General features: G+C 64.2%; 24 protein-coding genes. All 24 read left to right on the top strand.

Features of this window, described 5'->3' with window-relative positions:
- Positions 1–27: 27 nt before the first annotated feature.
- The 24 genes from N8888_RS11345 (at position 28) to N8888_RS11230 (ending at position 18,246) form a co-directional block, all read left to right on the top strand.
- Positions 28–693 carry a glycoside hydrolase family 19 protein gene (locus N8888_RS11345; protein WP_263174827.1) on the top strand — a complete coding sequence of 222 codons (666 nt, stop codon included), beginning with the start codon at positions 28–30 and terminating at the stop codon, positions 691–693.
- Positions 690–1,016: a hypothetical protein gene (locus tag N8888_RS11340; RefSeq protein WP_197600385.1), complete on the top strand. Its 327-nt coding sequence runs from the start codon at positions 690–692 to the stop codon at positions 1,014–1,016. Before N8888_RS11345 ends, N8888_RS11340 begins: the two co-directional genes overlap by 4 nt.
- On the top strand, positions 1,013–1,228 hold the full coding sequence (locus N8888_RS11335; RefSeq protein WP_263174826.1) for a hypothetical protein: 216 nt from the start codon (positions 1,013–1,015) through the stop codon (positions 1,226–1,228). Before N8888_RS11340 ends, N8888_RS11335 begins: the two co-directional genes overlap by 4 nt.
- 1 nt (position 1,229) lies before the next feature.
- Positions 1,230–1,706: a lysis system i-spanin subunit Rz gene (locus N8888_RS11330; RefSeq protein ID WP_263174824.1), complete on the top strand. Its 477-nt coding sequence runs from the start codon at positions 1,230–1,232 to the stop codon at positions 1,704–1,706.
- Complete coding sequence (locus tag N8888_RS11325) at positions 1,706–2,077, top strand: HNH endonuclease (protein ID WP_263174822.1); 372 nt, start codon at positions 1,706–1,708, stop codon at positions 2,075–2,077. The genes N8888_RS11330 and N8888_RS11325 overlap by 1 nt, the downstream gene beginning before the upstream one ends.
- A 98-nt stretch (positions 2,078–2,175) precedes the next feature.
- A complete protein-coding gene (locus tag N8888_RS11320; RefSeq protein WP_263174819.1) occupies positions 2,176–2,592 on the top strand; it encodes a P27 family phage terminase small subunit in 417 nt (138 codons plus the stop codon).
- Positions 2,593–2,668: 76 nt separating this feature from the next.
- Entirely contained in the window at positions 2,669–4,345 is a 1,677-nt protein-coding gene (locus N8888_RS11315) for a terminase large subunit (protein WP_263174818.1), read from the top strand.
- Between the two features lie 2 nt (positions 4,346–4,347).
- Entirely contained in the window at positions 4,348–5,652 is a 1,305-nt protein-coding gene (locus N8888_RS11310) for a phage portal protein (RefSeq protein ID WP_263174815.1), read from the top strand.
- The gene (locus tag N8888_RS11305; protein WP_263174813.1) at positions 5,649–6,335 is read left to right on the top strand and encodes an HK97 family phage prohead protease; all 687 of its coding nucleotides are present in this window, start codon (positions 5,649–5,651) and stop codon (positions 6,333–6,335) included. The genes N8888_RS11310 and N8888_RS11305 overlap by 4 nt, the downstream gene beginning before the upstream one ends.
- Before the next feature lie 11 nt (positions 6,336–6,346).
- Complete coding sequence (locus N8888_RS11300) at positions 6,347–7,600, top strand: phage major capsid protein (protein WP_263174811.1); 1,254 nt, start codon at positions 6,347–6,349, stop codon at positions 7,598–7,600.
- A gap of 61 nt (positions 7,601–7,661) precedes the next feature.
- The gene (locus N8888_RS11295; protein ID WP_263174809.1) at positions 7,662–8,060 is read left to right on the top strand and encodes a hypothetical protein; all 399 of its coding nucleotides are present in this window, start codon (positions 7,662–7,664) and stop codon (positions 8,058–8,060) included.
- A 3-nt stretch (positions 8,061–8,063) separates the two neighbouring features.
- Entirely contained in the window at positions 8,064–8,405 is a 342-nt protein-coding gene (locus N8888_RS11290; protein ID WP_263174806.1) for a head-tail connector protein, read from the top strand.
- A 62-nt stretch (positions 8,406–8,467) separates the two neighbouring features.
- Positions 8,468–8,674: a hypothetical protein gene (locus tag N8888_RS11285; protein ID WP_263174803.1), complete on the top strand. Its 207-nt coding sequence runs from the start codon at positions 8,468–8,470 to the stop codon at positions 8,672–8,674.
- On the top strand, positions 8,671–9,006 hold the full coding sequence (locus N8888_RS11280; RefSeq protein ID WP_263174800.1) for a phage head closure protein: 336 nt from the start codon (positions 8,671–8,673) through the stop codon (positions 9,004–9,006). Before N8888_RS11285 ends, N8888_RS11280 begins: the two co-directional genes overlap by 4 nt.
- On the top strand, positions 8,999–9,481 hold the full coding sequence (locus N8888_RS11275; protein ID WP_263174797.1) for an HK97-gp10 family putative phage morphogenesis protein: 483 nt from the start codon (positions 8,999–9,001) through the stop codon (positions 9,479–9,481). The genes N8888_RS11280 and N8888_RS11275 overlap by 8 nt, the downstream gene beginning before the upstream one ends.
- Entirely contained in the window at positions 9,478–9,843 is a 366-nt protein-coding gene (gp17, locus tag N8888_RS11270; protein WP_263174795.1) for a tail completion protein gp17, read from the top strand. The genes N8888_RS11275 and gp17 overlap by 4 nt, the downstream gene beginning before the upstream one ends.
- A gap of 63 nt (positions 9,844–9,906) precedes the next feature.
- A complete protein-coding gene (locus tag N8888_RS11265) occupies positions 9,907–10,626 on the top strand; it encodes a phage tail tube protein (RefSeq protein WP_263174793.1) in 720 nt (239 codons plus the stop codon).
- On the top strand, positions 10,623–11,012 hold the full coding sequence (locus tag N8888_RS11260; RefSeq protein ID WP_263174790.1) for a phage tail assembly chaperone family protein, TAC: 390 nt from the start codon (positions 10,623–10,625) through the stop codon (positions 11,010–11,012). The genes N8888_RS11265 and N8888_RS11260 overlap by 4 nt, the downstream gene beginning before the upstream one ends.
- Positions 11,009–11,305 carry a phage tail assembly protein T gene (locus N8888_RS18815; RefSeq protein WP_430542984.1) on the top strand — a complete coding sequence of 99 codons (297 nt, stop codon included), beginning with the start codon at positions 11,009–11,011 and terminating at the stop codon, positions 11,303–11,305. Before N8888_RS11260 ends, N8888_RS18815 begins: the two co-directional genes overlap by 4 nt.
- 63 nt (positions 11,306–11,368) lie before the next feature.
- The gene (locus tag N8888_RS11250; RefSeq protein ID WP_263174786.1) at positions 11,369–13,873 is read left to right on the top strand and encodes a phage tail length tape measure family protein; all 2,505 of its coding nucleotides are present in this window, start codon (positions 11,369–11,371) and stop codon (positions 13,871–13,873) included.
- A complete protein-coding gene (locus N8888_RS11245; protein ID WP_263174783.1) occupies positions 13,873–14,331 on the top strand; it encodes a hypothetical protein in 459 nt (152 codons plus the stop codon). Before N8888_RS11250 ends, N8888_RS11245 begins: the two co-directional genes overlap by 1 nt.
- Positions 14,328–14,810, top strand: a complete 483-nt coding sequence (locus N8888_RS11240; protein ID WP_263174781.1) for a DUF1833 family protein — start codon at positions 14,328–14,330, stop codon at positions 14,808–14,810. The genes N8888_RS11245 and N8888_RS11240 overlap by 4 nt, the downstream gene beginning before the upstream one ends.
- Positions 14,807–15,184, top strand: coding sequence for a nitrite transporter (locus N8888_RS11235; protein WP_263174779.1), 378 nt, complete (start codon positions 14,807–14,809; stop codon positions 15,182–15,184). The genes N8888_RS11240 and N8888_RS11235 overlap by 4 nt, the downstream gene beginning before the upstream one ends.
- A complete protein-coding gene (locus N8888_RS11230) occupies positions 15,181–18,246 on the top strand; it encodes a host specificity factor TipJ family phage tail protein (RefSeq protein ID WP_263174776.1) in 3,066 nt (1,021 codons plus the stop codon). Before N8888_RS11235 ends, N8888_RS11230 begins: the two co-directional genes overlap by 4 nt.
- Positions 18,247–18,253: the final 7 nt, after the last annotated feature.

Raw genomic sequence — 18,253 nt, 5'->3', positions numbered from 1 at the left:
AGCCGGGCTTTCTGTTTTCGGACCCCTATGATCCTGACCGCCTCGACAATCCAGCAGGCGGTCGGCTGCAGTTCGGCCGTGGCCGCCCAGTGGGCCCAGCCCCTGACCGACGCCTGCAAGGCGTTCGGCATCAGCACCCCGAAGCGGGTGGCAGCGTTCCTCGCGCAGGTCGGTCATGAGTCGGCGAGCCTGACCCGGACCGTCGAGAACCTGAACTACGGCGCGCAGGGCATGGCCGACACCTGGCCCAGCCGCTACGCCGTTGACCCCAAGGCCAAGCCGAGGAAGCCGAACGACCTGGCGCGCGCGCTCGAACGGAAGCCGGTTGCGATCGGCAACAACGCTTACGCCAATCGGCTGGGCAACGGCTCGGAGGCGAGTGGCGATGGCTACCGCTATCGCGGCCGTGGTCCGATCCAGAACACCGGCCGGGCCAACTATGCGGCGATCCGCGACGCTTTGCGGGCGAAGGGCATCAAGGGTGTTCCGGACTTCGAAGCCCAGCCCGAGGTGCTGGAGCAGCCGAAATGGGGCGCTCTCGCGGCCGGTGCATTCTGGGATGCCCGATCCCTGAACAAGCTGGCGGACGCCAGCCGCTTCGACGAGATCACGGAGCGAGTCAACGGTGGGAAGATCGGTGCCGCCGACCGAAAGGCGCGCTACGCACGTGCGCTGAAGGCGCTGTCAGCATGACCTCGAAGAAGAAGACCGCCCGGCTGTCGCCGGTCAGTCAGCTGCAGGGTGTGTTGGTCGTGCTGGAGAACCAGAAGGCCAAGAGCCCGACGGCCGAGCTGCTGCTGGCGATTCGCGAGATGGTCAGCGATGCGCTGGCGGTGTTGCAGGAGCCGGACCCCACCAAGCAGCGCATTGCGTTCGTGTTGCTCGCGGTCCAGCAGTCCACCCAGGTGGCCGTCAAGGTCGTGCGTGGCAAGCGCCTCACCCGCGTCACCATCATTGACCAGCAGCTCTACCACTGGGCGCTGGAGGAAATCCATTCACTGGCAGGTGCCGCATGACCTTCGCGACCCGCAACATCGGTGCTGCGCGCGTCGGCATCGCCGTGCTGGTGCTGTTTCTGCTCGGCATGGCCATGGCCGCGCTGATCGCGGTGGCTATCCCGCCGGAGAACAAGGACTCGTTCGGCATGCTGATCGGTGGGCTGAACAACGCCACCGGCATGGTCATCGGCTACTTCTTCGGCATGACCCGCAAGGGTCCAGGGGACTGACGTGAACCGCATCGCCATCTATCTGCTGGTGCTTGTCGCCTGGTCTGCCGGCATGTTCGGTGTCGGCTGGGCCTGGCGCGGTGACCGGGCCGAGACCGGGGAAGCCCGGCAGGCGGCCGGCGCCAGTGCCGGGCAAGTCCAGCAGCTTATCGAGACCCGTTCCGTCGAACACATCCAGGCCGAGGCGCTGGCCACCATCGGAGCCAAGCATGAAGAAGACCGCACCACGGCCACTGCCGTCCCTGCTGCTGTTGTGGCTGACCTGCGCGCTGGGCGTCTCCAGCTGCGCGACGACCTCGCCACCTGCAATACCAGCCTCCTGTCCCAAGCCGTCGCCGGCGCCGTCGAACGTGATGCGCACGCCGAACTACGAGCAGAGGTTGCGGGAACTGCTGTTCAAATCGGCCGCGACGCCGACGACCACGTCCGCGCCAGCCAAGCCGTAATCGAGGCGGACCGAAGCCCCGGACCAGGCTGATGCCACGCCGCGCGCCGAAGCACAACGCCATGCCACGGCAGGCGGCGGTGCACGTGCCGCCAGAGGCAGTGAGGCAGACCACGGCTGAGCGAGGCTATGGCAGCCGATGGCAGCGCGCCCGCGCGACGTTCCTGCTCAGGCACCCGCTCTGCGCTGAGTGCCAGCGGTCGGGCCACGTAACTGTCGCGGCGGTGGTCGACCACATCACCCCGCACAAGGGCAGCCAGGCGCTGTTCTGGGACACCGACAACTGGCAACCGCTCTGCAAGCCCTGCCATGACCGCAAGACCGCGACCGAGGATGGCGGGTTCGGCAACGAGCGGGGCGCCTCATGGCGCGCCGGTCGGCCGAACCTGAACGGGCGAACCTGAACGGCCGGCCTGGGGGGAGGGTCAAAAGTTGGGGCGGTTCGCCTTCCTGACCGTGCGCCCAACCTTTTTTTCGCACCGTCAAAATTGAGATTTGAAAAATGAGAGGACGGAAGCCGACCGCTCCGGCCCTCAAGGTGATTGCCGGAACCGCCCGGCCGGACCGTGAGGCGCCGGACGCTCCCGAGTTCGACCTGATCGACGTGTTCCCCGACCCGCCGCAGCACCTGAACGTCAACGGGGCTGCAATGTGGAATGACCTGGGACCCCAGCTGGTGGCAGCCAAGGTTCTCCAGACCGTGGACCTGTATGCACTGCAGCAGCTCTGCTACGCCTGGCAGGTCCAAGTCGCCAAGCAGATGGCAGGGGTGGATATCACAGCGGCTGAACAGACCGCGCTGAAGGCGCTGATGTCCGAGTTCGGGATGACGCCGGCGAGCAGACGCAAGGTGAGTTCTGGTGGTGTCGAGAAAAAGCCCGGCAACAAGTTCGGCGCCCTCGCGACGCCCGGCAAGTAGGAAGAAGCCGGCGAAGCCGACCGCGGCCGCGCGCCCTCGGCGTCGGCCAAGGCCGGACCCGTCTGACTACGTAGCGGTGGCCATCGACTATGCACAGGAGGCAGTGGAGGACCGAAAGGGTAAAGCGTTCGGGCTGCTGATTCGTCAAGCAGCCAAGCGGTTTCTGGATGACCTGAACCGAGCGAAGAAGCGGGGCGCTCCGTTCACGTTTTCACCGGAGCATGCAGCCCATGCCTGCGGCTTCATTGAGCTACTTCCTCACGTAGAGGGATCGTGGGAGACGGCAGAGATCCGGTTGCACAGGTCGCATGTCTTCTTCGTGGTCCAGCTATTCGGCTTCAGGAAGCTTGATGGAACGCGACGCTTCACGTCGGCGCTGTTCGCGGTGGCACGAAAGAATGCCAAGTCCACCCTGGCATCGGCGATTCTCCTGTACTGCCAGTGCTGCGAGAACGAGGAAGGCGCCCAGGTCATTTCGGCCGCGACGACCTTTCCGCAGGCGTCGATCATCTTCAACGTTGCCAAGCGGATGGTGGAGAAGACGCCGGACCTTCGGGAGGCCTATGGCCTTGAGACCTGGGCCAAGTCGATCAGCCGCATGGAGATTGGCGCCAGCTTCAAGCCTATCCACGCGAAGGCAAGCACGCAGGACGGATTGAACCCATCCCACGTTGGACTGGACGAGATCCACGCTCACAAGACGCCGGACCTGCTGAACGTTCTCCAGTCTGCAGCGGGTGCACGCCGCAATCCGCTTTGGCTGTTCACCACGACTGAGGGCTACACCAATCCCGGCCCTTGGGCAGAGATCAGGCAGTTCGTGAAGCAGCTGCTCGCCGGCGTGTTCAAGCACACCGCCGATCACTATCTGGCTGTCTTCTACGCGGTCGACGAAGAGGACGAGGATTTCGACGAGGCGAGTTGGCGAAAGGCCAACCCTCTGATGGAGGTAAATCCTCACCTCTTGGGCGCGATCCGAAAGGAGGCGGTCGAGGCAAAGGCCATGCCTTCCAAGCTGGCTGAGTTCCAGATCAAGCGGCTGAATCGGCCGGCCTCCGCGGCAAACGGCTGGGTGGCTCTCCGCAAGTGGGCGGCCTGCACTGGAGTTGTCGACCTAGAGGCGCTGAAGGACGTTCCATGCTGGGGCGGCCTGGACTTGGCCAGCACCAGCGACCTGACATCGTTCCGGCTGGTCTGGCGCGTGGATGGAAAGATCATCACCTGGGGCCGTCGCTGGGTTCCAGAGGAGGCGGTTAAGCAGCGGACTGAGCGAGGGACTGTCCCCTACGCGGGCTGGGTCGCCTCGGGGCACCTCGAAACCACTGAGGGAGAGGTCACCGATTACGCTCACATCGAAAGGTCGATCCTGGACGTTGTTGCTCGCTTCAACGTGCAGTCGATCGCCTTCGATAGCTGGAACGCGACAGAGGTTGTCGGCCGGCTGCTAGCCGCCGGTGTTCCGATGGTCCAGTTCATTCAGGGGCCGAAGTCATACCACCCAGCCATGCAGGAGCTTGAGCGCGCCTATGTGAGCAAGCGCCTGGTCCATGACGGAGACCCGGTGCTGACCTGGTGTGCGTCGAACCTGGTGGCGCGGCGGGACCAGAACATGAATATGGCCCCCGACAAGAAGCGATCGAGCGAAAAGATCGACGACATGACCGCGCTGCTGATGGCGATTGGCTTATCCATTACTCCTGAAGATGGCCAGGGCGACCTGGACGGCTTCTTCTCAAATCCAATCGTGGTGTGAAGATGACGAAGGACGCAAAGCAGAAGGGTCCCGGCAGGATCAAGTCATCGGTTCTCCGGTGGCTCGGGGTGCCTATCGGCCTCGCCGATGAAGCGTTCTGGGCTGCATGGTCCGGCGGTGGTTCAAGCGCTGGAAAGACCGTGAACCAGCGCACGGTTCTGCAGCTGTCTGCGGCCATGGCATGTGTGCGGCTGCTTGCCCAGGTCATTGCAACACTTCCGGTTGGGTTCTTTGAACGAAAGCCCGACGGCACCAGGGTGGCAGCCAACAACCACCCCCTCTACGAGATCCTGCACAACCAGCCAAATGCTGACATGACAGCTGTGCAGTTCTGGGAGGTCGTCATGGTGAGCCTGCTCCTTTGGGGAAATGCTTACGCAGAGAAGACGCTCAGCTCCGGACGCTTGGTGAATCTGGAGTTTCTGCAGCCACAGCGAATGGCTGTTAGGCGACTTTCAACCGGTGAGCTTGAGTATCGGTACTCGGGCACCGATGGCCGTCAGCGCGTGATCTCCGAAGAAAGAATGTGGCACATCCGTGGTTTCAGTACGGACGGGTCGATGGGGATCTCTTCCATCCAAGCCGGCGCCCAAGTTTTCGGCGCGGCCATGGCCGCAGACGAGGCGTCGTCGAAGGTGTTCGCCAACGGGATGAACGTTGGGGGCGTGCTGACCACCGATCAGATCCTAAGCGAAAAGAACAGGGCCACCTTCCGCGAGAACATGCAAGCCGAGTTTGCGGGGGCGATGAATGCCGGTAAGACCATGCTGCTTGAGGCTGGCATGAAGTACCAGCAGGTTCCCATGAATCCGGAAGATGCTCAGCTACTGGCTACCCGGGCGTTCAACGTTGAGGAAATCTGCAGGTGGTTTGGCGTTCCCCCGTTCATGGTAGGGCACGCGGAGAAATCCACCAGCTGGGGCACGGGAATCGAGCAACAGATGATCGGGTTCTTGACCTTCTCCCTTGCGCCGTGGCTGCGGCGCATCGAACAGTCGATTCGCAAGGATCTGATGGCTCCTGTCGAACGAGCCAAGTACTTCGCCGAGTTCGCGGTGGAGGGTCTCCTGCGGGCCGATAGTGCGGCCAGGGCCTCCTTCTACAGCACGATGGTACAGAACGGCATCTACTCGCGAGACGACTGTCGTGAGCGCGAGAACCTCGAGCGTAAGGGTGGCAAGGCCGCTGAACTGACTGTGCAATCCAACCTCCTGCCCATCGACATGCTGGGCTCCAACACAGGTGACCAGCAGGCCCGCTCGGCACTGATGGCTTGGCTGCAATCTGACGACGGGAAGACGACATGAATCGAAAAAGCGCAGCACTGAAGATCAGGGACTTTGATCTCTCCGTGAAGGCCGTCAGCGATGACGGCCTTTTCTCTGGCTACGGCTCGGTGTTCGGCACGGTCGATTCCTACCGCGAGGTGGTTGCGCCTGGAGCATTCAGCGAGAGCCTGGCAGAGATCAAATCCAAGGGCCGGCCGGTGCCGGTGCTGTGGCAGCACCGCAGCGGTGAGCCAATCGGGGTGTACACCGGCCTGGTGGAGGATGCGCACGGGCTCAAGGTCGAGGGCCAGCTCATCATCGACGGGGTGGCCCGCGCCAAGGAGGCGCACGCGCTAATGAAGGCCGGCGCGGTGTCGGGCCTGTCCATCGGCTACTACGTCCGTGAGGACAGCTGGGATGAAAAGGAGCGCGTGCGCACGCTCAAGAAGGTTGATTTGGTGGAAATCAGCCTGGTCACCTTCCCGGCAAACGATGACGCCCGCATCGATGCCATCAAGTCGAAGCTGGCACATGGGTCGCTGCCGACCATGCCTGAGTTTGAGCAGATCCTGCGTGAGGCAGGCTTCTCGAAAAGCCAATCTGCGGTGATCGCCAACCGCGGGTTGAAGCATCTGCTGGACCGGAGCGAGTCCGGGAGCAAGGCGACTGAAGACTACACGGCTGTCCCGGTTCTGGGGCGGCTCACCCTCCCGACTTTCTGAGGAACACACATATGTCCCGCTACACCGCACTGGCCAACTCGATTGGCCGCGAAATGAAGAACGCCCAGACCTTGGACGACACGCTGGAACTGAAGGGCCTCATCAACCAGCTGAACGAACGTGACAACGAGATCAAGGTGTTCGCCGAGAAGGCCAGCAACGAGATCAAGGAGCACGGCAAGATCCTGGACGACACCAAGGGCGTGCTGGAACTGCTTTCCAAGGGGGGCATCGAGATCAATGCTCGCCTGCTCGAAGTGGAACAGAAGCTGGCGCGTCGCTTCTCGGCCAACGATCCCGTTGACCTCAAGAGCATCGGTGAGCAGTTCACCGAGCAGGAGGGCTTCAACGACCTGGTTGTCAAGGGGCGTGGCATCGCCCGTATGAACCTGAAGGCGGTAACCGCGATCACCAGCGCCACCACTGGCACCGGTGGCGTGGGCGCCGCCATTCAGCCGACGCGGGTTCCGGGAATCATTGCCGGCCCGGATCGCCCCTTCACTATCCGCGACCTCATCATGCCGGGTCGCACGGGCTCCAACGCGATCGAGTTCGTGCAGGAATCGGGCTTCCAGAACATGGCGGCACCGGTGGCGGAAACCGCGCTGAAGCCGCAGTCCGACCTGTCGTTCGAGCTGAAGACCACCACGGTCAAGACCCTGGCCCACTGGTTCCTTGCTTCCAAGCAGGTTCTGGCCGATGTTCCGCTGCTGCAGAGCTACATCAACGGCCGCGCCATCTACGGCCTGAAGTACGTGGAAGAAGCCCAGCTGCTGGCAGGCGACGGCACCGGCCAGAACCTGCTCGGCCTGATCCCCCAGGCGACGGCGTTCAACGAGGCCCTGCGCAAGGCTGGCGACACCAAGATTGACATCCTGCGTCGCGCGATCCTGCAGGTCCGCGTGGCGGAGTACCGCGCCAGCGGTATCGCCTTGAACCCGGTGGACTGGGCGGACATCGAGCTGCAGAAGGACGAGCAGGGCCGCTACATCTGGGTGAACGTGGTGGAGGGTGGTCAGCCGCGCATGTGGAAGCTTCCGGTGGTGGACTCCACTGCAGTGCCGGAGGGCGAATTCCTGGTTGGTGCGTTCGATATCGCAGCCCAGGTCTTCGACCGTGAGGATGCTGCCGTCGAAGTCTCCACCGAGGACGGCGACAACTTCCGCAAGAACATGGTGACCATCCGCGCTGAGGAGCGCCTGGCCTTGGCTGTCTATCGCCCGGAATCCTTCGTGCACGGCACCTTCGAAGATCCGACCCCGTAAATAGGGCCCTCTGCTGGTGCAAGTAAGTGGCGGGTCTTCTGGCCCGCCACAGGAGAATTCCATGAAGTATATCGCCAAGAAGGGGTTCAATGACCCCAACGCCGAGGGGGGATACCAGAAGCGCGGTAAGCCCTGGACCGGGCCGGATACGCGTGCAAAGGAGCTGCTGATACTGGGCTTGATCGCTCCGCAAGGAGCCGAAGGGAAGGCCGCACCGCTGCCGTCGAACAAGATGGCTCCCGCGCCGGACAACAAGGTGGCTCCGACGGCACCCGAACCTGGCGCAGCCCTGGTGCGGCAGAAGGTCGAGAAGGTCATCGCCGCGCTGGCCGGTGTCACTGATCGTGCCACCCTCGAAGCCGCGCTAGCTGCTGAGCGCGCCAAAGGCGAAAAGGCCCGTGCCACCGTGATCGATGCCATCGAAACCGCCATCAAGGCGGCGACGCCAGCCCAGGCCTGAGCCATGCAGCTGATCACCATCGAGAAGGCCCGGCAGCACTGCCGGGCCGATAGCGCCGACGACGCAATGCTGGAGCTATACGGCGGCGCGGCTGAGGAGGCGGCGCAGGAGTTCATGAACCGGAAGGTGTTCCCTGACGCCGCCAGCATGGCGGCCGCAGTTCTGGCCGGTACGGCCGGTTGTGAGCCCATGGTGGTGAACGACTCAATTCGTGCAGCGATCCTGCTTACGCTCGGCCATCTCTACGCCAACCGAGAAAGCGTCATCACCGGGACGATCGTCTCCGAGATGAAGGATGGTCCCCGGAGCCTGCTGTGGCCGTACCGGGTCGGGCTCGGCGTCTGAAGTGGCCTGCTCCGGCTGCGCGCGGCGTCGCGCCTGGCTCATGAAATGGATGCGAGAAGCGAATGAACGAGCAAAGCGAATTGCTGGCCGCGCTGCGAGCCCAGACCGAGGCGACGCACCAGTTGGTGGCGGCGCTGCAGGAAAAGACCAAGGCCGACATGGAGAACGCCAAGGCGGTTAATCGGCTGGTGGACTACCTCTGCGACAGCGAGCGCGCCGAGGCGGAACAGGCGGGGTCGGGCAACTACCTGAGCGGGAAGCCGCGATGATCGCCGCTGGCCGGCTGCGCCACCGGGTGCAGCTGCAGCGTCAGGTCTACGGGCAGTCGAGTGCGACCGGCGCGCAGACCGTCAGCTGGGAGCCGCTGGCCGATGTGTGGGCAGAAGTGGCGCCGCTGTCGGCCCGCGAGTTCGTGGCAGCCAAGGCGGTGGACAGCGAGGTCACGTTGCGGGTGACCATCCGCCACCGCGAAGGCGTGACCGACAAGTGCCGGGTGCTGTTCCGGGGCAAGGTGCTGAACATCCATGGCGTGTTGCCCGACCCGGTCAGTGGCCTGGAGTACCTCACGCTTCCGTGCAGCGAGGGTGTCAACGATGGCTGATGGCATCCGATTCGACGTGAGCGGCTTGGACGGCATCCGCAACAAGATGGCGCAGGTAAAGCGAGAGGTGAATTACAAGGGCGGGCGTGCGGCCCTGCGCCGCGCGGCCAACGTGCTGCGCGACCAGGCGCAGAGCAACGCCCGCCGCGTGGATGACCACGAGACTGAGACCGCCATCTGGAAGAACGTCGCGGTGCGCTGGAATGGACGCGCGTTCAAGCAGGACGGTGTGCTGGCGTTCCGTGTCGGCGTTCTGGGCGGCGCCCAGGCCGGCCGCGCCGCTCAGCAGGGGACGAGCAACCCCGGTGGCATCACCTGGTACTGGCGCCTGCTGGAGTTCGGCACGTCGAAGATGCCTGCGCAGCCGATCTTCAGGCCGGTGCCGGAACAGGCCGGCCAGACGGCTGTCGACGTGTTCGCGCGGAGCTTCAACCAGGCGCTGGACCGCGTGCTGGCCAAGCAGGGAGCGACATGATCCCCCCTATCTTCCCGCTGTGCATCGCATCCACACCGGTGCGGCTGGCCTTCGGCGACGCACCGACCCGCGTCTATCCGTTCGGCCTGATCGAAAATCCGCCTGCGCTGCCCTATGCGGTGTGGCAGACAGTCAGCGGTAGCCCAGAGAACTACTTGGCCCAGCGCCCTGACGTGGACGCGCTGACCACGCAGGTCGACGTGTATGCGAAGGACGAAGCATCACTGGTCAAGGGCGCCACCGCCCTGCGCGATGCCTTCGAACCTCGCGGGTACATCACGCGCTGGGGCAGCCAGATGCTTGATCCCGAAACGAAGCTGTTGCGCCTGTCATTCGATGTGGACTGGCTGGTCCCTCGGTAACGCCCGCTACATCCCCACCCACGCCCCGCACTGCGGGGCTTTTTATTGCCCGCAGGAGAAACGATGAGCATCCTGACCCAAGGAACCCAGCTGTACGGCCTGATCAACGGCACTGTCCGCGAGATCGAGTGCATCACGGCCTTCAACCCCGGCACCGCGCCGGCAGACCAGATCGACGACACCTGCCTGTCCGAGACCAACACGCGCACCTACAAGAAGGGCCTGCGCACGCCTGGCCAGGCGTCGGTGACCATCAACGCCGACCCGAAGAACGAGAGCCACTACCTGTTCTGGCAGCTGGCCGAGCAGGTGGATGGTGGCGATCCGATCCAGTGGGCCATCGGCTGGTCTGATGGGGTGGACATCGAACCCACCGTTCAGCAGGTCGGCAGCATCTCGAACATCGAAGTGACCAACGGCGGCACCGGTTACACGTCGGCGCCGACCGTGACCATCACCGGTGGCGGCGGCACGGGCGCCACGGCCACGGCAATCGTCGATTCCGGCTCGGTGATCGGCGTGAACATCACCAACCCCGGCACCGGGTACACCAGTGTTCCTACCGTTGCATTCAGCGGCGGCGCTGGCACCGGTGCCGCGGCGACGGCAGAGCGCTCGACGGTGGCCGAGCTGGTCCTGCCCAACACCCGCACCTGGTACACCTTCCAGGCCTACGTCAGCGACTTCCCGTTCGACTTCCAGGGCAATGCGGTGGTCACCACCGCGGCGACCATGCAGCGCAGCGGATCGGGCGTCTGGCTGCGTAAGGCCGAAACGCCGTGAGCCGGGGAGCCAAGAAGCCGGCCACCGCCCGCGCGGTCAACCTGAGCGTGGCCGGCCTGCAGAAGGTCGGCGCGTTCACTGGCCGCCCGGTGGAGAAGGAAATCCGCTGGAAGCAGGGCGACGAGGAGCTGACCGCTACGGTGTACGTGCGGCCGCTGGGCTTCCAGGCGGCAGTGTCGGACGTGCTGTCGGCCACGAACAAGCACGATGGCGTGGCTGGCCGCATCGCGGCCAGCATCTGCGACCAGGACGGCAAGGCAGTGTTCACCGTTGCCGATATCACCGGCGAGGCCGATCCGGAGCGCGGCGCCCTGGACGGCAACCTGTCGGTGGCACTGCTGATGGCCATCGGCGAGGTGAACAACCTGGGAAAAGCTACGAGCTGACCCCGGAGGATGAGCTGTGGTGCGAGCTGGTCCTGAACGGGATTGGCGGCCGCAGCATCGGGGAGGCGAAGGAGCGCCTCTCCATCCGGGAGTTCCAGCTCTGGAGCGTTTATCGAGCCCGGCGCGGCAGCCTGAACCTGGGCAGCCGGATGGATGCAGCGACAGGGATGCTGGCCGCGCTGTTCGCCAACTCGAACCGCAAGCCAGGCAGCGCGGCGTTCAAGCCCACCGACTTCATGCCCCACGTGGATGCCGAGCCCATCAGCCTCGAGGAGGCGATGAAGCAGTGGTAGCCCCGCCATAGGGTGCACATCAACCTGGCTGGCCGCCGGCCAGCCCCTGCAGCAGAGAGAGCTATGTCCCGGTCCCTTGGTACGCTGACCATCGACGTGATCGCCGAGGTCGGCGGCTTTGCGTCTGGCCTGGACAAGTCCGAGCGCCGGGCGGAGAAGTGGCGCAAGAAGGTCGAATCCGAGGCAAGAATGGCCGGTGCCGCTCTTGCTGCTGGTGTTGCTGTCGGTATTGCGGGCTTGTCCGCTGTAGCGCTGAAGTTCGGGCGCAACAGCATCGCGGCCGAGAAGGAGGTTGCTCAGCTCGACGCCATTATCCGTTCAACCGGTGGTGCTGCCGGGTACACCCGCCAGCAGTTGTTGGACATGGCCGATACACTTGCCGACAAGTCCACATTCAGCGGCGGCGAGATCGTCGAGGCGCAGACCAGGCTTTTGTCCTATTCGGGAATTCTGTCCGCCAACATCCCTCGCGCGATGCAGGCTGTGATTGACCAGTCTGCCCGTCTCGGCATCAGCGTGAGTCAGTCAGCCGAAACGATTGGCCGCGCGCTGGAGTCGCCCAGCAAAGCCGCTGCCGCGCTGGCGCAACAGGGGTTCGGCGCGGCCTTCACCAAGGAAGTCCGCGGTACGATCGACGAGCTGGTGAGAGCTGGCAAGGAAGGCGAGGCCCAGGTGATGATCCTGGAGATCCTCGAGGAGTCCTATGCGGGCGCCGCATTGGCGGCGCGTGACACTTTCGGGGGAGCGCTGACTGCGCTCGGCCACACTCTGGATGACATCACCACGGCTAAGGATGGGAGCCTCAAGGGAGCTACGGCTGCCGTCAACGACCTCATCGATACTCTGCAGGACCCGAAGGTCAAGGATGGGTTCGACAGCATTGTCACCCTGGTGGCCAATCTGTCCAGCGAGCTTGCGAATGGTGTTGTGCAGATCGCCAGTTTCATCACCAAGGTCAGGGATCTCGCGAATCTTGACGCCGGGGGAAGCGTCCAGGACGCAGGTGAGGCCGCACTCAACGAGCAGATGGCCCGGCTGAATGGGTTGATCAACTACGCGAAGCAGAACAAGACCGGGCTCCTTGGGATCCCGCTTACGGATGCTCAGGAGGCCGCCAGGCTCAAGCAGATCAACGATCTGACTCAACAGCGTATCGGCATTCAGAGGGAGCTGACTGAACGTTACAAGTACCAACGGGCGGCGGAGGCCTTCAAGGGGGTCACCGGCTCGGTAGATAGCACGGCAAACTCCAGCGACAGTGCGGCGCGAGAAGCAGCCGCTGCAGCAGCTGCCGACGCTGAGAACGCGAAGAAGCGTCTGGCCGCTCAGAAGCAGCTGCAGCAGGCCTATGAATCGACCGGGTTGCAGTTGCGGCGTCAGATCGAGCTGTTCGATACCAGCGCAGACCGTTCGGGGCGGGCCACCGAGCTGCAGCGCCTGAACTTTGAAATGGCCCAGGGCAGCCTCCAGGGCCTGAACGCCGCCCAGCAGGAGCGACTTCGCGCGCTGGCGACGGAGATCGATAGGCTGGCAGGGGTGAAGTCAGCGAACGAGGAAGCTGCTAAGGCAACTGAGGCGTTCGTCAAGCTGAAGGAAGAACTCAACAAGAAGGATTCCTTGGGCGTTGAGTTGGCGCGCGACCGGCTGAAGGTTCTGCAGGCTGCCGCTGCCGTGGGCGCCGCAAACGATCCGGAGTTCGCGAAGGTAGCCGGGAAGGCGATCGAGCAGGTGGGCGGATCGATGGGTAGCGAGTACCGCGGCCCGGACGCTCTGTACGGTGGCGCCAGCGGTGAGTTCTCCAAGATCGACAAGGCTGTCGAGGAGGAGAACAAGCGGTACGCTGCGCAGCTTGAGGCCTTGGATGAGTACAGGAAGGCCCGTGCTGATCTGAATGATCAATGGGACAGCCAGGAGGCGGCGTTGGCCGCCACGCATCAGGCAAGGCTGGACGAACTGGACAAGGCTAGGTGGCAGGTTGGCCTGACAGCTGCGGAGCAGGGTTTGTCTGCCGTCGCGGGTGTAATGCGCGCTGGATTCGGCGAGCAGTCTGGCATCTACCGGGCTGCTTTCGCGATCAGCAAGGCGTTCTCGGTGGCCAAAGCTGCCCTCGCCGCAAAGGATGCTGTCAGCTCGGCGCTTTCGAGCGGCCTCCCGTTCCCCGCAAACCTAGCTGCAATGGCCGCCGCAGCTGCGGCTGTTGCCAATCTCGTCGGTGAGGTATCTGCCGTGGGTATGGCTCACGACGGTATTGATAGCGTGCCCGAGACAGGCACCTGGTTGTTGCAGAAGGGTGAGCGGGTTACCACCGCAGCAACCAGCGCGAAGCTGGATGCGACCTTGGATCGGGTGTCGCGAGATTCAGTCAGTGGCGGGCGCGGCGACAACTACGAGTTCAACTTCAATGTGAACGGCTCCATCAGCGAGCGGGAGAGGCTGATGCAAGAGCAGACAGTAGCCCGAGCGGTGATGCTGGCACGTCAGGACCGCGTTGCCGACACCACGTCCGGCACAGGGCCACAGTCACGTGCGATGCGGTCGAACTGGAACGTCAGAAGGAAGGTCGGCTAATGGCGCTGATCATGCAGCCTAAGTGGCTGCCGGAGCCTCTGCGCGAGGGGTACGGCCTGCGCCACCTGTCGCCACTGATCCGATCAACCTTTGTGAGCGGGCGCTCGCTGCCGCGGCGCGCCTACACCGCGACGCCAAGCCAGACCGAAGTGCGCTGGTTACTCAACGACCAGCAGGCGGCTCTTTTCGAGAAGTGGTTTCAGGAACAGCTGTCGGATGGTGTCGCGTGGTTCGCGTGCCGGCTTCGCAGTCCTCTGGGCATGGATTACTACAAAGCCCGGTTCACCGACATCTACGACGGGCCCACGCTGACCAACGGCAACCTATGGATGTTCACTGCGCCGCTTGAGCTGTACCTGCGTCCGCTTCTTGCGGACGGGTGGACGGAGTTCCCGGATGGCTTCCTGCGGGCCAGCGTGATCGATCTGGCAGCAAACAGGGAGTGGCCGGAGCCATGAGCATTCTGGAACGGCTGTATGCCTCCGGGGGCAGCGAGATCGAGCACGAGACGCTGGCTATCTCGGCGGGCAGCGACACCTACTACCTGACAAAGGGCTGGGAGGATCTGCGGGCGGTGCTGGAGACAGGCGAGACAGTCACTTTCAAGGCCTGCGGCATGGACGTGGCAAAGCCCGCCCGAAACGCGGACGGCGTCCAGGATCTGCGTTTTGCGCTGACCAACATCGACGGTGTGGTGAGCAGCAGAATCCGTGCAGCACTGGCGTCGAAGCAAGCGATGACAGTCACCCTGCGGGTTTACCTGAGCAGCGATCTGCTGGCTCCCATCAAGCGCCCTCTGTCCATGGTCATCAAGGGCGGGCAGTGGTCGGCCACGGAGGTCCAGGTGACCGCCGGGTTCATGAACATCCTCGACACCGCGTGGCCTCGCGATCGCTTCAACCTTTCCCAACATCCGGGGCTTCGCTACATCTCATGAGCATCGATCTGGAAAAGTACCTGGATGTGGTCTGGGTCAGCGGTGGCCGCGTGTTCCCCGAGCTGGACTGCTATGGCGTGGTCAACGAGGTCCGCCGCGACCTGGGCCTCCCGGCCTGGGACGAGCATCCCGGCGCCACCCGTGAGGATCTGCCCGAGCTGGCGCAGCAGGCCGTCCTGCAGCACGCCGGCAGCGACCTTGTAGAGGGCGCTGTGGCGTTCTGCTACGAAGGCAGCATGGTGACGCATGTGGCCGTGCTGGTGGAGGTTGAGGGCCGAATGTGCACGCTGGAGTGCAATGATGGCCGGAACGTGACCGTGCTGCCGGTGGCGCGCTTCGAACGCCGGTTCAACCGGGTGGAGTATTACGCGTGATCCGGGTGTTCCCTTCGCGGATGCCCGGCGAGGCGCTTGAAACGCACGAGCACGGCCGGGTAACCGTCGACAGCTGGCTGCGGTCAAAGGTCCGCGGATACACCGGAGAAGGTGAGCAGCCGATCGAGGTGGATGTTGACGGCGATGCGGTTCCCCCTGGTGCTTGGGCGGCCACTTGGATCGACGCTGAAACAGATGTGCGCATCTACCCGGTGCCTCACTACGAGGGCATTGGCGCAGTGGTCTACTGGGTCGTGGTGGCCGTCGTCGCGGCCTACGCCATCTACATGGCGTCGAACCTGCCATCAGGAAGCCGGTTCGGGCAAGGCGACAGCCTCAGCCTCGACACGGCGCGGGCGAATTCTGCGCGGTTGGGTAGCCCCATCCGCGAGGTGATGGGCCGTTGCCGGGTGTGGGCCGACTATCTGGTGCAGCCGGTCTCCCGGTTCGTCGGCGGCAACACCTACCGAACCCACATGTTCGTCTGCGTCGGCAAGGGCAGGCACATCATTCCGGTGGGTTCCGCGCGGCTGGGGAACACGCCGATCAGCTCCTTCGGGAGCGATGTGGAGATGACCATCTATCCACCGGGCACCGACGTGGGCGGAGACGTTCGCTCCGAGAACTGGGTTAATTCCACCGAGGTTGGCGCAACGGCTTCGGGGACGGCCGGCCTGGATCTGAGCGACACGGCGGACGTGGCCACAGGCATCAACGCGGACTCGGTAACCGTGTCCGGCAATGTGATCACGCTGAACAACGCGACCGTCACCGACGCAGATGGGAAGGAGCGCCCTGCGACTTCCGTGCCTGCCAGCTGGACGGTCGGCGCGGTGCTGACCCTGAAGGTGGCTGCCACGTTCACGGCAACCACAAGCGGCCTGTACTCGATCATCGCCGGCAGTGCGGTGGATGAGCTGGCTCCCTACGTGGGGATGCCGGTGCTGCTGACCTACAACAGCGCGGACTACGCGCTCTTCGTAGCGAGCTACGTTCCCGGGTCTCCGGCGGTGCCTGGTGAGGGCGGCAGTGCGGCGCGGGTGACTGGATCTGCGGCAGCCACCAGCTTCGATTTCAGCGGCTCTCCTGTCACGTTCGGGATCACCTGGCGCGGGACGACCTACAGCATCGCCCTGGTGGCCGACTACATCACCATCGGCGTACTGCTGACTGCAATCAACGACCAGCTCGTGGACAGCGGCCTGGTAGCAACCCATTCTGGCGGTGTGGTGACCATTGCCGAGGCGTCGAGCCCCTATGTCGGCGGGAGCATCACCTACAGCGGCCTGCCGGCGGCCGTGTTCGGCAGCAGCCCGACCGCCACGCCTGGCGAGGCAACTACGGGCGGGACACCGGCAACGTTCCCGCGAGTGACGCTGGCGTACGACAGCGCCGCCGGCACCGCGTTCGGTGGTCTGCCCCCGGGCACTGTGTCTTTGGCAATGTCGCGCGGTCAGAGTGAGTACCGCATCGCCTCAGTGTCAGGCCTCACCCTGACGGTGCAGCGCCTGACTGAGGGGGGCGTGATCGATACCGGCTGGCCGGGATGGACGACCCGCACGGTGACCGACTACCGGGCGACCGGATTCCAGGAGGGAGAGGAATGGCTCGGGCCGTTCCTGGTATGCCCGAGTGGGGAGACCACAGACGCGTTCGAGTACGACTTCAACTTTCCGGGCGGGCTGATCTGGTACACGGACAAGGGCAACAAGCGCACATTCACCGTGACGGTGCGGGTGGCCTGGCGTGTGTTCGGATCTGGCGACGCATGGTCTGTGCGCACCCACGTCTACACGGCTACGTCCGAGGACGCGCTGGGCTTCACTGAGCGGATTGAACTGGTGACGCCGGGGCAGATTGAGGTGCGCGTGCGGCGTGTCACCGAGCGTGGTGGCAACTCTGCTCGGGACGCTTGCTTCTGGCAGGGGCTGCGCGCACGGCTCTCGCAGCGGCCGACACGCTATGACGACCTGACCACCATTGGCCTTACGGTGACGACCGGCACGAAGCTGGCTGCCCAGACGGACAGGCGGTTCAACGTGGAGGCAACGCGGCTGTACGACGAAGGCGCTGCGCGCAGCATCAGTGGCGCGATGATTCATGTGATGCGCTCTCTTGGCCTGCCCAGCGACCAGATCGACCTGGACACGCTGCAGCACCTGGAGGAAGCCTACTGGACGCCGCGGGGAGAGTTCTTCGACCTGAGCGCGGAGAAGTCCGGGACCAGCGCTCTGGACATGCTGCAGCTGGCAGCGCAGGCCGGCATGGGCTACTTCCTGCTGATCGACTCGATGTGCTCGGCGGGCAGGGAGGGGGTCAAGGCCTGGCGCGGCGGTATCTCGCCGCAGCGCCAGCTGGAGCCGCTGACCACGTCTTTCATCTCGCCTGGGCCGGATGACTATGACGGCGTGGACGTGACCTACATCGATGAGGTGACGTGGGCGGCCGAGACGGTGCAATGCCGGCTACCCGGTGTGACTGAGCCGTGGAAGGTGGAGACCTTCGAGCTGCAGGGTGTTGGAACACGCGACCGCGCGTATCGGATCGGCATGCGGCGCCTGATGAAGCACCAAGGCCAGCGCCTCACTTACAAGACCAAGACCGAAATGATGGGCCTGGTCTATCAGTACGGCGACCGGGTGAAGCTGTTCGACGACATTCCGGGATCGAGCACCATCAGCGCCATGATCGAATCGGCACGGCTCGAGGGAACCCAGCTGCTGATCGAGGTGGGCGAGTACCTGGACTGGAGCCTGCCGGCGCCGCGGTGCCTGGTGCGCTTCCAGGACGGCACGCTGTCGAATGTGATCGTCCCCACGCGCGTGGATGACCACCGCCTCACCATTGCCGCCTCCGCTTTGCCGGGTGAACACGCGTTCAACACCTGGATCATGGATGACCCGACGATTGACCCGCCGGAGCTGATCTTCTGCGACAGCACGCGCGCTGGGTACGACGCCGTTCTGGCCGACCTCACGCCCGGCGAGGACGGCTCGGTTGAGCTGACCGCCCTGCAATACGACCCCGCCTTCTACCAATACGACGACGCCACCGCGCCGTAGCACCCCT

This window comes from Stenotrophomonas maltophilia (genome assembly GCF_025642255.1).
In the GTDB taxonomy this organism is placed as follows: domain Bacteria; phylum Pseudomonadota; class Gammaproteobacteria; order Xanthomonadales; family Xanthomonadaceae; genus Stenotrophomonas; species Stenotrophomonas maltophilia_P.
Note: the sequence above shows the minus strand (reverse complement) of the source record. Positions and strands in the feature narration are given on the sequence as shown.

Excerpts from the sequence above, each read along its gene's own strand:
- N8888_RS11345 (WP_263174827.1), top strand. The coding sequence starts at position 28 with ATGATCCTGACCGCCTCGACAATCCAGCAGGCGGTCGGCTGCAGTTCG.
- N8888_RS11340 (WP_197600385.1), top strand. The coding sequence starts at position 690 with ATGACCTCGAAGAAGAAGACCGCCCGGCTGTCGCCGGTCAGTCAGCTG.
- N8888_RS11335 (WP_263174826.1), top strand. The coding sequence starts at position 1,013 with ATGACCTTCGCGACCCGCAACATCGGTGCTGCGCGCGTCGGCATCGCC.
- N8888_RS11325 (WP_263174822.1), top strand. The coding sequence starts at position 1,706 with ATGCCACGCCGCGCGCCGAAGCACAACGCCATGCCACGGCAGGCGGCG.
- N8888_RS11320 (WP_263174819.1), top strand. The coding sequence starts at position 2,176 with ATGAGAGGACGGAAGCCGACCGCTCCGGCCCTCAAGGTGATTGCCGGA.
- N8888_RS11310 (WP_263174815.1), top strand. The coding sequence starts at position 4,348 with ATGACGAAGGACGCAAAGCAGAAGGGTCCCGGCAGGATCAAGTCATCG.
- N8888_RS11305 (WP_263174813.1), top strand. The coding sequence starts at position 5,649 with ATGAATCGAAAAAGCGCAGCACTGAAGATCAGGGACTTTGATCTCTCC.
- N8888_RS11300 (WP_263174811.1), top strand. The coding sequence starts at position 6,347 with ATGTCCCGCTACACCGCACTGGCCAACTCGATTGGCCGCGAAATGAAG.
- N8888_RS11295 (WP_263174809.1), top strand. The coding sequence starts at position 7,662 with ATGAAGTATATCGCCAAGAAGGGGTTCAATGACCCCAACGCCGAGGGG.
- N8888_RS11290 (WP_263174806.1), top strand. The coding sequence starts at position 8,064 with ATGCAGCTGATCACCATCGAGAAGGCCCGGCAGCACTGCCGGGCCGAT.
- N8888_RS11285 (WP_263174803.1), top strand. The coding sequence starts at position 8,468 with ATGAACGAGCAAAGCGAATTGCTGGCCGCGCTGCGAGCCCAGACCGAG.
- N8888_RS11280 (WP_263174800.1), top strand. The coding sequence starts at position 8,671 with ATGATCGCCGCTGGCCGGCTGCGCCACCGGGTGCAGCTGCAGCGTCAG.
- N8888_RS11275 (WP_263174797.1), top strand. The coding sequence starts at position 8,999 with ATGGCTGATGGCATCCGATTCGACGTGAGCGGCTTGGACGGCATCCGC.
- gp17 (WP_263174795.1), top strand. The coding sequence starts at position 9,478 with ATGATCCCCCCTATCTTCCCGCTGTGCATCGCATCCACACCGGTGCGG.
- N8888_RS11265 (WP_263174793.1), top strand. The coding sequence starts at position 9,907 with ATGAGCATCCTGACCCAAGGAACCCAGCTGTACGGCCTGATCAACGGC.
- N8888_RS11250 (WP_263174786.1), top strand. The coding sequence starts at position 11,369 with ATGTCCCGGTCCCTTGGTACGCTGACCATCGACGTGATCGCCGAGGTC.
- N8888_RS11245 (WP_263174783.1), top strand. The coding sequence starts at position 13,873 with ATGGCGCTGATCATGCAGCCTAAGTGGCTGCCGGAGCCTCTGCGCGAG.
- N8888_RS11240 (WP_263174781.1), top strand. The coding sequence starts at position 14,328 with ATGAGCATTCTGGAACGGCTGTATGCCTCCGGGGGCAGCGAGATCGAG.
- N8888_RS11235 (WP_263174779.1), top strand. The coding sequence starts at position 14,807 with ATGAGCATCGATCTGGAAAAGTACCTGGATGTGGTCTGGGTCAGCGGT.